Consider the following 11,001-nt stretch of genomic DNA (forward strand, 5'->3'; position numbering starts at 1 on the left):
CACCACCAGGGGCCGCCTCGGGCCCGGCTATCGCGGATCAGACTTCGATACAGGCCCTAGACAGCGGCGGTGGAGTCCCTGACCACCAGCGTCGTCGCCAGCTCCAGGTGCAACGCCTCCGGCTGATGCCCGTCGAGCACGCGCATCAGCTGCGTGACGGCGATCCTTCCCATCTCCTGCAACGGTTGCCGCACTGTCGTGAGCGCCGGGTTCGTCGCCTCGGCCAGGTCGATGTCGTCGAACCCGGCCACCGACAGGTCTTCCGGCACGCGCAGCCCTCGTTCCCGCGCGGCCCGCAACGTGCCGACGGCGACCTTGTCGTTGAAGCAGACGATGGCGGTGGGGCGGGGTTGCAGGTCGAGCAGTTCGGCAGCGGCACTCGCGCCGTGCGCGACAGTGGGTTCGACGTGCCGCAGCCGCTCCGGTGTCAGCAGAACCCCCGCCTTGGCCAGCGCCGCTCGGTGGCCCGCCAGGCGCGCGTCGCCCGCCAGCCACTCCTCCGGTCCGGCGATCACGGCGATGTCGCGGTGGCCGAGGCCGATCAGGTGGTCCGCGACGGCCCGCGCCCCGGACGAGTGCGCGGCCGAGACCGCGGCGATGTCCGGCGGTGGCGGGGTGCGGGGGTCGACCACGACGAACGGGAAGCCCGACTCGGACAGGGCGACCAGTTCGTCCCCCTCCTCCGGCGGCAGGATGAGGATCGCGGCGTCGACGCCGGGTTCACGCGGCAACGCCTTGAGCGCGTCGCTGTGCTGGCCCGACTCCCCCGCGTCCAGCAGCATGCGCAGGCCGTGCAGCTTCAGCGTCTCGGCGATCGAGGAGACGATCAGGCCGAAGTAGTCGGTGAGCACGTACGGGCACCGGACGTAGACGGTCCTGAGCCTCGCGGGCGTCTCCTGCCGACGCCGTTCGACGGCCTGGAGCACCAGGTCACGGGTCCGCGGCGCCACGTTGACGTGATCGTTCAGCACGCGGGAGACGGTCGCGACCGACACGCCTGTCTCCGCCGCGATGTCACGCAGACTCGCGCGCTGTTTCACGTGTTCGATCTTGCGTTCCACCTGGTCAATGTACCGGAAATCCTCCAGACCATTGACCGTCACCACGACCGGGTGTTTCATCCTGGAAGCTGATGTTTCACAGTGATGATTGGGTGTTACATGAGACGAACGGCGATCGTGGCCCTGCTGGCCGGGCTCACCGCTGTACCGGCGGCGGAGGCGTCCAGCGCGCCTCAGGTGCGGGTGTGGGTGACCACGCCCGACCGCGCGGAGCTGATGCACGAACGGCCGCGCGTCACCTTCGGCACCGGCGAGTCGGCGCATCCGACGATCGTGGTCGACCCCGGTCGCCGCTACCAGGAGGTCGACGGCTTCGGCGCGTCCATCACGGACTCGTCCGCCGAACTGCTCGCGGGTCTCGCCCCGGCCGCCCGCGCCGAGACCATGCGCAAGCTCTTCGACCCGGTGAACGGCATCGGGGTCAGCTTCCTGCGCCAGCCCGTCGGTTCGTCCGACTTCACGGCCGCAGCCGAGCACTACACCTACGACGACGTGCCGGCCGGCCAGACCGACTTCCCGCTCAAGCACTTCAGCGTCCGCCACGACGAGGCGAAGATCCTTCCGTTGCTGCGCGAGGCGAAGCGCCTCAACCCGCGGCTGAAGGTCATGGCCACGCCGTGGAGCCCGCCTGCGTGGATGAAGGACAACGACTCGCTCGTCGGCGGCAGGCTCAAGGACGACCCGAAGATCTACGACGCCTACGCGCGATACCTGGTGAAGTTCGTGCAGGCGTACGCGAAGGCCGGTGTGCCGGTCGACTTCCTGTCCGTGCAGAACGAGCCGCAGAACCGCACGCCCGACGCCTACCCCGGCACGGACATGCCCGTCGCGGCGCAGATCAAGGTCATCGAGGCGCTCGGCCCGAAGCTCAGGCTCGCCAGCCCGCGCACCAAGATCCTGGGCTACGACCACAACTGGGCCACGCACCCCAACGACGGCACGGCGGAAGCCGACTACCCGTACCAGATCCTGAACAGCGGGGCCGCGAAGTGGCTCGCCGGCACCGCGTACCACTGCTACTACGGCGACCCGAGCGCGCAGACCGCGTTGCGCGAGGCCTTCCCGGACAAGGGGATCTGGTTCACCGAGTGCTCGGGTTCCAAGGGCGCCACCGACCCGCCCGCCAAGGTCTTCAGCGACACCCTGCGCTGGCACGCCCGCAACGTCGTCCTCGGCACCACCCGCAACTGGGCGCGGAGCGCGGTGAACTGGAACATCGCGCTCGACAGCACCGGCGGCCCGCACAACGGCGGCTGCGGCACCTGCACCGGCCTCGTCACCGTGCAGCCGGACGGGTCGGTCGTCACCGACGCCGAGTACTACACGATCGGCCACCTCTCGAAGTTCGTGAAGCCCGGCGCGCGACGCATCGCCAGCACGTCGTTCGGCACCACCGGCTGGAACGGCCAGATCATGGACGCCGCGTTCCGCAACCCGGACGGATCCACGGCCCTGGTGGTGCACAACCAGCACGACGACCCGCGTTCGTTCGCCGTCAACGCCGGTGACCGCACGTTCGAGTACACCCTGCCCGGCGGCGCGCTGGCGACGTTCACCTGGACCAGCCGGCTCCACAGCAGGCTCGACGCCGTGTCGCTGAAGGGCGCCACCGCTTCTCCCGACGGTGCGCTCGCGATCGACGACGACGCGTCGACCCGCTGGTCCAACGGCGCGGCCCAGGCTCCCGGCCAGTTCCTGCAGGTCGATCTGGGGCGTCGCAAGGACTTCCGCCGCGTGGCCGTGGACTCCGGCGGCAACCTCGGCGACTACGCCCGCGGCTGGGAGCTCTCGGTCAGCAACGACGGCACGGCCTGGCGATCGATCGCGTCCGGCGCGGGCGTGGGCCAGCTGACCACCGTCGACGTCCGCCGCACGAGCGCGCGGTACGTCCGCATCATCTCCACCGGTGCCGCGAGCAACTGGTGGAGCATCGCCGACTTCCGTTTGTACAACTGATCATCTGCTGTCGGGCGCCCAAACCCCTGCAAGGAGCGCTTATGTCAAAGGCGACACAACGCTGGCGCGGCATCGCGATCGCGGCGGTCGTGGTGACGGCGGGAAGCACACTGGTCTCCCCCGCCGCCACCGCGGCGACCAACGCGAGCGTGTGGCTGACCACCGCCGACAAGTCGAACGCACTGACCAGGAAGGCGGACGTGACGTTCGGGTCGGGTGGCACCGGGTCGACGATCACCGTGAACCCGAACTCCACCTACCAGTCGATGGTGGGATTCGGCGCGTCGTTCACGGACGCGGCGGCGTGGAACATCTTCAACTCGCCGCGCCGCAACGAGATCATGACCAGCCTGTTCGACAGGAACACCGGCATCGGCATGAGCTTCATCCGCCAGCCGATCGGCGCGACCGACTTCTCCCGCAGCTTCTACACCTACAACGACGGCGCGGCGGACCCGTCGCTGTCGCGGTTCTCGATCGACCACGACAGGCCGTACATCCTGCCGCTGCTCCAGCAGGCCAAGCAGATCAACCCTCAGCTCGCCGTGATGGCGACGCCGTGGAGCGCGCCGGCCTGGATGAAGAGCAACAACAACCTCATCCGGGGTTCGCTCAACGACAGCCGCATCGGGGTCTACGCCGACTACCTGGTCAAGTTCGCCCAGGCGTACAAGGCCGCGGGCATCCCGATCGACTACCTGAGCGTGCAGAACGAGCCGCTCTTCGAGCCGCCGGGCTATCCGGGCATGTACATGTCGCCGCAGCAGCAGGTCAACGTCATCAACACCCTGGTGCCGAAGCTGCGCGCCGCCGGTGAGCAGGCCCGCCTGCTGGGCTACGACCACAACTGGGACAACGTCGACTACGCGCAGACCGTCAACAACGGCGCGGGAAGCAACGTGATCGGGTCCGCGTGGCACTGCTACGGCGGTGACCCCAGCCGGCAGTCCGTCGTGAAGAACAACCAGCCCGGCAAGGACGTCTTCTTCACCGAGTGCTCCGGCACGAGGTCGGCCGACGACGCCGCGACGTTCCGCGACACGTTGCGCTGGCAGGGCATGAACCTGGCGATCGGCGCCACGCGCAACCACGCGCGGACCGTCGCCATCTGGAACATGGCGCTGGACCAGAACAACGGTCCGGTGATCGGCAGCTGCACCAACTGCACGGGCGTCGTCACGACCAACGGCGGCAACGTCACCTACAACGCCGAGTACTACGTCCTCGGCCACCTGTCGAAGTTCGTGCAGCCCGGTGCCGTCCGCATCGACTCGACCGGCTTCGGCGAGGGTGGCGTCCAGAACGTCGCCTTCCGCAACCCGAACGGCCAGATCGTGCTCGTCGCCCTGAACACGGGCGGTCAGCAGGACTTCCGCGTCTCCTACAACGGCCAGACGTTCGGCTACAACCTCCCGGCCGGCGCCATGGCGACGTTCACGTGGCCCGGCACGCTCGACCCCGGCCAGCCCGGCGGGCGGACCGGTGCCATCACGGGCCTGGGCGGCAAGTGCCTCGACGTCACCGACGGCTCGACCGCGAACGGCACCCTGCCGCAGATGTGGACCTGCTTCGGCGGCCCGAACCAGACGTGGACCCTGCAGCCGGACGGCACCGTGCGCGGCCTCGGCAAGTGCCTCGACGTGACCGGCAACGGGACGGCGGACGGTGTGCCGGTCCAGCTGTGGGACTGCTTCGGCGGCCCAAACCAGAGGTGGACGGCCTCCGGCGGCACGTTGGTGAACGTCGGCAGCAACAAGTGCCTGGACGTCATCGGCAACAACACGGCCGATGGCGCGAAGCTGCAGATCTGGTCCTGCACGGGCGGGGCCAACCAGAGGTGGACCGTGCCCGCGTAGGTGAGCGGTAGGCCGGTGTCCGCAGACTGCGGACACCGGTCCCGCGCTTGAGGCCGGGCGGCACGGGTAACCGCGAGACATGACCGATCCCGTCAACCCGGAAGCACCCCACTCGCCGGGCACCCCGAGCCTCGACGACCTGGAGACCGAGGAGCCCGAAGTCACGCAGGAGACGACCGAGGACAAGAGCGAGCCGCCGGACTGAGCGCGGCGGGCATGGCCGGCCGTCCAGTGGATACCCCCGGTCCATGAACAACGAGGAACTCCGGCGCTTCGTCCTCGATCGCCTGACCGAGGACGAACAGCGCCTGGCACGAGACGAGCTGCCGCTGCTCGACGAGGCCGAGGGCCGGGGCAGGCTGCGCATCACGCGCTCCGACGACGGCTCCGGCCTGCTCCTGCTGCCCGGTCCGATCCAGGCGGCGGAGGAACGGAACCCCGTGCCGTTCCCCGAAAAGCTCCCCCAGCTCCGCACCGAGGTCGAGAACAGCGACGACGAGGCGTTGCTGCGCCTGCTCGCCGAGGCCTACGACACCCACCACGACTGGCAGGAGGAATGGCGATGAGCACGCCGGAGCCCGACCGCGTGACCGCGGAGAGCGAACTGGAGGACGCCGACATCGGCGGCGAGCACACCCGGCCCACCTACGCCGACGAGAACCCCGGCGGCCCGCACCGGGGACGCGACGAGTCAGAGCCCCACGACGAGGGTGGCATGGACCAGTAGTAGTGGCTTCACGCGCGGGCTGGTACGACGGCCCGCCGGCCGGGCAGGAACCCGCGCGCCGCGGTCAGCAACGTCCGCGCCTCCATGAGCTCGCCGTACTCCAGGTGCTCATCGGCCGCGGCGACGTGTTCCAACGCCCGCGCGGGCACGTCCGGTGCGTTCATCACGGCTTGCGCCAAGCACTTCCGCGCCTGCTCCGCCTGATCGGCGAGATCCGCTCCGGCCGTGGTGCGCAGGAGGACGAGAGCGTCGCAGATGGCCCGGTCGAACGCGTTGGTGTTCATGTGCTCCGCCTTGCAGACAGTCGGGATCGGGGCGCGCCGACTGCTTGACGCGCCACCGGCTACCCGCGCTGTCCGGAGGCCAAACCACCGAACGGGAGCTTTCGAAACCGCCTACGACAGGACGTTGACTCGCTGCACCGGCACGAAGGCGGCGAAGTCGCGGTTGACCTGCTCCCGCACCTGTTCCTGGTGCAGCACGCGGTCGACCCAGGCAGCCACCGCAGCCGGCGCGGGTCGCAGGTCCCCGTCGAGCCGCGCCACGTCCACCAGCTCACCCAGCCGGTCCTCCACCGCCACCGACCAGCCGCTCTGCTCGTGCCACACCAGAGCCACGTAGTGATCGGGGAAGTCGTGCAGGCGTCCGTCCAGAGCCACGTACGCACTGGCCCGCGGCGTCATCTCGACGCACGAGCTGTCGCCGCGCAGTCCGAGCTCGGAGACGACCTCGCGGACGTAGCGCTGAACCTCCAGCGCCGCCGAGTCGTCGAAGTCGATGTCGAAGGGAAAGTCGAAGCCGAAGTCGATCGTCATGTCGCGGTCCATGCGAGCCGTGCCTCCGTCAGCCGTACACACCCAGTCATGCGCAGGTCGGATACCCACACGGGGTGTTGACCAAACGCTTCTCAGAACGTGCGTACGGTGAGGCGTCGGATCAGGGCCCGGCAGAGCCCCACCTCGCGGAAGTGGGCGCGTCCGGAGGGTGCGGTCTGCCAAGATCGTCGGCATGGATGCGGGACAAGCGCAGTTCGGGTACTTCCTGGACCCGCGGGCGCGGCCGGACGGGCGCACCGTGCTCGACGTCGGCGACGCGGAGGTGGCACCGGCCGCGGTCGCCGAGGCGCTCGTCGTGCTGTACCGCGCCGAACCGGACCTGGACCAGGTGACCATCGCCGTCTGCGGCCGGCCGATCGGGGCCTGCACACGCGCGTGGTTCGCACGGCGGTCCGGCGAGCCGCTGCACCGGCTGGGCGAGGCCGACCGGGCCGGGCAGCCCGGCGTCTCCACCCAGTTCGAGCTGCTTCGCTTCGCCTGCACCGAATGCGACCGGCGGGCGGTGCGCCTCACCTACGACGACCGGGATCTGCCCGGTTGTCCGGAGCACGGGGCGATGGAGTTGCGGGCATGAAGTTCGAACAGCTCGCCCGCCCGCTCAACGACGCCATGTCGGGCCGGTTCGTCCTGGTGAACTACCTGCCCACGGCGGCGGGCGCGGTCTGCGTGCTCGTGCTGGTGTGGGCGGGCGCTCCCGGTCCGCGGCTGGACTTCGGCGCGGCCTGGCGCACCGCGGGCAAGGTCGGCGTCGGTGAGGTGTTCGTCCTCGTTCTCGCGGTGACGCTGCTCTCCCTGCTCGTACAACCGTTGCAGCTCGCGCTCGTCCGGTTGCTGGAGGGTGCGTGGCCGCGCTTCACGGCGGGGCCGTTCCGCTGGTGGCAGCGGAAGCGGCGGGCCCGACTGGCCCGCTCGGCGGAGGTCTCGTCGGAGGAACCCGCCGAGGTGCAGCGTGCCGGGCAGTCCGCCGACCTGCTGCGTCGGCGGTTCCCGCACGCCGAGCACCTCGTGCGGCCGACCGCGCTCGGCAACGTGCTGACGGCGATGGAGGACCAGGCCGGTCGCCCGTACGGGCTCGACGCAGTGGTGGTGTGGCCCCGGCTGTACCCGGTGCTCGGCGAGCAGGTGCGCGCGGTGGTCGCGGATCGGCGCGACAGCATGGACCTCGCGGCCCGGCTGTCGGTCACGCTCGGCCTGACGGCGGTGGTCAGCACGGCACTGCTGCACCGGACGGGCTGGTGGTTGCTGCTGCCGCTAGGGCTGCTGGTCGCCGCCCGGCTCGCCTATCGCGGGTGCGTGCAGGCGGCGCAGGCGTACGGCGAGGCGGTCGAGGTGGCGTTCGACCTGCACCGGTTCGACCTGTACCAGGCGCTGCACCTGCCGTTGCCCGCCGACATCGAGGCGGAGAAGCAGGACAACCGGCGGCTGTCGGCGTTCTGGCGGCAGGGCAGGCCCGTGAGGTTCGAGTACCGGCACGAGGCACCGGAGGATCAGGGCCCCGAGTGAAACCACTGAGCCCACCGCATCGGGTCGTACGGGTCCTCTTCGCGCGCCGACAGAGTCGCCTCGTGCACCGCGACCGCCGTCCGCGCCGGATCCAGTCCCGCACCGCCGGCCAGCCGCGCGTACACCGCCGCCGTGAACTCCGCCGCGGACTGGTCCTCGACCGACCAGAGCGTGCCCACGACGTGCCGGAAACCCGCCGCCTGGAAGCCCGCCGCCACGTGCAGCGCCTCGTCGGGCAGGTCCACCGCGCCCACCCCGGTGCGGCACGCCGACAGGAACGCCAGGTGCGCGCCGCCCGGCACGGCGGCGATCGCGGCGAGGCCGAGCTTGCCGTCGTGCAGCACGATGCCGGACTCGGCCGGATCGACGAGACTCTGGGTGGCGTGGCAGGCGAAGTGCGCGATGTCGTGCTCCGCAAGAGCTGTCGTGACAGCCGCAAGTCTCGCTTCTGATCCTCTTAGGACAGTGGGAGCGGCGACCTGCCGGACCGCACGCACCTCGTCGTCCACACCGAGCAACGCAGGCAGCCCGTGAGCTTCCGGCACGGCCACCACGAGAACGCGACGACAGGGCCGTTCCAGGCCTTCGCGCGCGAACATCCGCAGGCTGCCCGCGTACGACGACACCACTCGGTCCAGCACCGATTCGCCACCGCGGGCGGTGGCCGCGTGCAACGGCAGCACCGACAGCAGCCTCGTCGGGCTCCACCAGATCCGGGACGGCAGCGGGCCGAGCGCGTCCAGCACGGGCGACACGACCGTCCGCCACAGCCAGTCGAGCGTCTCCCGCACCTGGCCGACCAGCGTGGCCTTCTCCGGCAACGGCAGCGACCGCGACTCCAGTCTCGCCTGGGCGCCCAGGAACACGTGGGCCCGCGCGGCGACCTCGGCGGAGGCCAGTTCTGGCAGCGGAACCGCGCGCACTCCTCCAGGACCGGCCAGCAGCGCGTCGCAGCGGTACCGGCTGACGTTGATCACGACGACGGTTCGTTCGCCGACGTCCAGCGACACCTCTCCCCCGCCCGACAGGAGCAGACGGCTCCGCTCGACCAGGTCGAGCGCGCGGTCCGGCCTGCCCGCCGACACCGCCCACGCCGCGGCGTCGTTGCCCAGCGACTGCCAGCTGCCCAGCAGTTCCCCCTCGGCGAGCTGGGGCAGCAGGTCGACCACGCCGCCGAAGCCGGCCAGTGCCGCCTCCGCGTCCCCGATCTCCGCCCCCAGGCGGCCCAGCCGCATCGCCGACCCGCTTCGTTCGGTCACCGGCGCCGGAGTGTGGTCCACGGCCGCGCGCAGGGCGGTCACGGCGTCGCCGCGATCCCGGGGATGGTGCGTGCGGGCGAACCTGTCCAGCAACGCCGAGGCCAGGCTCCCCAGCACCCACGCGCGTTCGGGTGCTCCCTCCGCGCACCGCTCCAGCGCTTCCCGTTGCACCCGGACGGCTTCGTTCAGCAACGCGGGATCGTTGCGGCGCTCGGCGTTCACGCGGAGGGCCTCGCCCAGGTTGCACAGCCGCACAGGGGTCGGTCCCGTCTCCACGGCCTCGCGCAGGAGCGTGACGGCCTCGTCCAGATCCCCGAGCCTGCCGCGCCGGACCAGCGCCACGGCCAGTCCCGACAACGCCTCACCCCGGTTCACCGCTCCTGTCAGCGCGGCCCGCTGCAGGGCCACCGCCTCGTCGGCGTTCTCCGGACCCTGGAACGCCAGCGCCGCCGCCAGGTTCGACAGCCACGACGACCGGTCCGGGTGGTCCTCCGGCGCGCGGGCCACGACCTCACGCAGGTGCCGCACCGCCTCCTCCACGTCGGCGCGGACGCGCAGGTGCTCGAACCGGCGCAGCAGAGCCAGTCCCAGCGTCGCCCGGTCCGTCAGGTCGTCGCCCAGGCCCTCCGCCTCGCGGGCGCACGCGACGGCGTCGTCGAGGTCCGCGACGTCGCCCCGTTCCTCGAACCGGGCGCCCAGGGCGCTGCTCAGCGCCGACAGCGCCCGCGCCCGCCACGGCCCCTCGACGTTCTCGGAACGCAGCATCTCGACCGTCTCGTCGGCGTGACCGGTCAGGCGCAGCACGTCCGCCAGAGCCACCACGTGCATGGGCCGATCGGGGTGGCCGGCGGTGATCTTGGCGACGATCGCCCGCCGCACGCCGAGCACCTTCTCCGGCGCACGGGACGGCAGCACGCCGACGTACCGCGTGAGCAGTTCCAGGCTCGGGTCAGGGCTCACCTCCATCGCCCTGGACAGCACCGCGTACGTCTCGCCGGCATCCGTCAGGGCCCTGCCCAGCGCGAGCAGGTAGCCGGGCAGGGCCGGGTCGTCGTCCGCGGTCCGGGACACCAGTGCGCGCAACGACTCCACGGCCTCGTCTGGCGGCGAGATCCTGGTCCGGGCATCCAGCACCGCACCGAACGCGTAGGTGCGGGCATCACGCAGCGGGTCGTCCTCGGGCGTCAGCGCGAGCACGCGGCGGGCGGCGGCGACCGCTTCCTCCAGCAGCCACAACTGGTCCGGCCGGGCGAGGAACTGCCGGTACACCAGCGCGACGAACGCGTCGAGCAACCGGGGATCGGGCCGCACCGCGATCCGGGCGCGCAGGTGGTCGACCGTCGAGTCCAGCACCTCCTGGTCACCGGACGCGTCGAACCGCGCGGCGACCTGGCGCGCCCACTCGGCGACGACCTGCACGGTGTCGAGCCCGGCGACCTCTCCCCCGGACCTCAGCCCGACGGTGATCTGGTCGGGGTGGTCGAACCCGGCGGCCTGCGCCAGGGAGCGGCTGTACAGGTAGTCGCCCTCGCACTTCCCCTTCGGCAACACCGTGTACCTGCACCAGTGCACCAGCGCCACGACCGCGACCGCCTCGCGGTCGAGCACCTCGTCTCCGCCGGGGCCGGTCCGCAGCGCGACCTGGACGACCGCCTGGGCCTCGTCGACCGCGGCGTCCTCCAGCAAGGGACCCGGATCACCGCCCGTGGTGAACTGCCAGAGCCGTTCCGCCAGACGCGCCAACGGTTCCACCGGCATCCCCCGATCGGCACTCCCGCACGCACGAGAACTGGTTACATGATC

Annotated in this window: 11 protein-coding genes; 7 read left to right on the forward strand and 4 right to left on the reverse strand. The window is 71.0% G+C overall.

The features are described 5' to 3' along the window. Window positions 1-56 precede the first annotated feature (56 nt). On the reverse strand, window positions 57-1,061 hold the full coding sequence (locus SK571_RS11215; RefSeq protein WP_319983968.1) for a LacI family DNA-binding transcriptional regulator: 1,005 nt from the start codon (window positions 1,059-1,061) through the stop codon (window positions 57-59). Window positions 1,062-1,160: 99 nt separating this feature from the next. Between SK571_RS11215 and SK571_RS11220 the strand changes: the two genes are divergently transcribed. The 5 genes from SK571_RS11220 to SK571_RS11240 all read left to right on the forward strand — a co-directional run bounded on the left by SK571_RS11220 (window position 1,161) and on the right by SK571_RS11240 (window position 5,600). Further along, window positions 1,161-3,017, forward strand: coding sequence for a discoidin domain-containing protein (locus SK571_RS11220; RefSeq protein ID WP_319983969.1), 1,857 nt, complete (start codon window positions 1,161-1,163; stop codon window positions 3,015-3,017). A 41-nt stretch (window positions 3,018-3,058) separates the two neighbouring features. Continuing rightward, window positions 3,059-4,873: a ricin-type beta-trefoil lectin domain protein gene (locus SK571_RS11225; protein WP_319983970.1), complete on the forward strand. Its 1,815-nt coding sequence runs from the start codon at window positions 3,059-3,061 to the stop codon at window positions 4,871-4,873. Between the two features lie 79 nt (window positions 4,874-4,952). Next, complete coding sequence (locus SK571_RS11230; RefSeq protein WP_319983971.1) at window positions 4,953-5,078, forward strand: hypothetical protein; 126 nt, start codon at window positions 4,953-4,955, stop codon at window positions 5,076-5,078. Window positions 5,079-5,121: 43 nt separating this feature from the next. Further along, the gene (locus SK571_RS11235; protein WP_319983972.1) at window positions 5,122-5,439 is read left to right on the forward strand and encodes a hypothetical protein; all 318 of its coding nucleotides are present in this window, start codon (window positions 5,122-5,124) and stop codon (window positions 5,437-5,439) included. Beyond that, window positions 5,436-5,600: a hypothetical protein gene (locus SK571_RS11240; RefSeq protein ID WP_319983973.1), complete on the forward strand. Its 165-nt coding sequence runs from the start codon at window positions 5,436-5,438 to the stop codon at window positions 5,598-5,600. Before SK571_RS11235 ends, SK571_RS11240 begins: the two co-directional genes overlap by 4 nt. Before the next feature lie 8 nt (window positions 5,601-5,608). Here SK571_RS11240 and SK571_RS11245 read toward each other — a convergent pair whose 3' ends face one another. Together SK571_RS11245 and SK571_RS11250 are read right to left on the reverse strand one after the other, a co-directional pair. Beyond that, window positions 5,609-5,884, reverse strand: a complete 276-nt coding sequence (locus tag SK571_RS11245; protein WP_319983974.1) for a hypothetical protein — start codon at window positions 5,882-5,884, stop codon at window positions 5,609-5,611. Window positions 5,885-5,995: 111 nt separating this feature from the next. Beyond that, complete coding sequence (locus SK571_RS11250; RefSeq protein WP_319983975.1) at window positions 5,996-6,415, reverse strand: DUF6292 family protein; 420 nt, start codon at window positions 6,413-6,415, stop codon at window positions 5,996-5,998. Between the two features lie 193 nt (window positions 6,416-6,608). Here SK571_RS11250 and SK571_RS11255 point away from each other — a divergent pair, with 193 nt between their 5' ends. Both SK571_RS11255 and SK571_RS11260 read left to right on the forward strand, forming a co-directional pair. Continuing rightward, window positions 6,609-7,010 carry a hypothetical protein gene (locus SK571_RS11255; protein ID WP_319983976.1) on the forward strand — a complete coding sequence of 134 codons (402 nt, stop codon included), beginning with the start codon at window positions 6,609-6,611 and terminating at the stop codon, window positions 7,008-7,010. Then, window positions 7,007-7,939, forward strand: a complete 933-nt coding sequence (locus SK571_RS11260; RefSeq protein WP_319983977.1) for a hypothetical protein — start codon at window positions 7,007-7,009, stop codon at window positions 7,937-7,939. Before SK571_RS11255 ends, SK571_RS11260 begins: the two co-directional genes overlap by 4 nt. On the opposite strand, the gene SK571_RS11265 is transcribed toward SK571_RS11260, so the two are convergent. Continuing rightward, window positions 7,924-10,950, reverse strand: a complete 3,027-nt coding sequence (locus SK571_RS11265) for a CHAT domain-containing protein (RefSeq protein ID WP_319983978.1) — start codon at window positions 10,948-10,950, stop codon at window positions 7,924-7,926. The genes SK571_RS11260 and SK571_RS11265 overlap by 16 nt on opposite strands. Window positions 10,951-11,001: the final 51 nt, after the last annotated feature.

The sequence above is a fragment of the Lentzea kristufekii genome (assembly GCF_033949925.1).
Classification (GTDB): Bacteria; Actinomycetota; Actinomycetes; order Mycobacteriales; family Pseudonocardiaceae; genus Lentzea; species Lentzea kristufekii.

Bases quoted from the DNA above. Each gene is read 5' to 3' on its own strand.
- SK571_RS11220 (WP_319983969.1), top strand. From the start codon at position 1,161: ATGAGACGAACGGCGATCGTGGCCCTGCTGGCCGGGCTCACCGCTGTA.
- SK571_RS11225 (WP_319983970.1), top strand. From the start codon at position 3,059: ATGTCAAAGGCGACACAACGCTGGCGCGGCATCGCGATCGCGGCGGTC.
- SK571_RS11230 (WP_319983971.1), top strand. From the start codon at position 4,953: ATGACCGATCCCGTCAACCCGGAAGCACCCCACTCGCCGGGCACCCCG.
- SK571_RS11235 (WP_319983972.1), top strand. From the start codon at position 5,122: ATGAACAACGAGGAACTCCGGCGCTTCGTCCTCGATCGCCTGACCGAG.
- SK571_RS11240 (WP_319983973.1), top strand. From the start codon at position 5,436: ATGAGCACGCCGGAGCCCGACCGCGTGACCGCGGAGAGCGAACTGGAG.
- SK571_RS11245 (WP_319983974.1), bottom strand. From the start codon at position 5,884: ATGAACACCAACGCGTTCGACCGGGCCATCTGCGACGCTCTCGTCCTC.
- SK571_RS11250 (WP_319983975.1), bottom strand. From the start codon at position 6,415: ATGACGATCGACTTCGGCTTCGACTTTCCCTTCGACATCGACTTCGAC.
- SK571_RS11255 (WP_319983976.1), top strand. From the start codon at position 6,609: ATGGATGCGGGACAAGCGCAGTTCGGGTACTTCCTGGACCCGCGGGCG.
- SK571_RS11260 (WP_319983977.1), top strand. From the start codon at position 7,007: ATGAAGTTCGAACAGCTCGCCCGCCCGCTCAACGACGCCATGTCGGGC.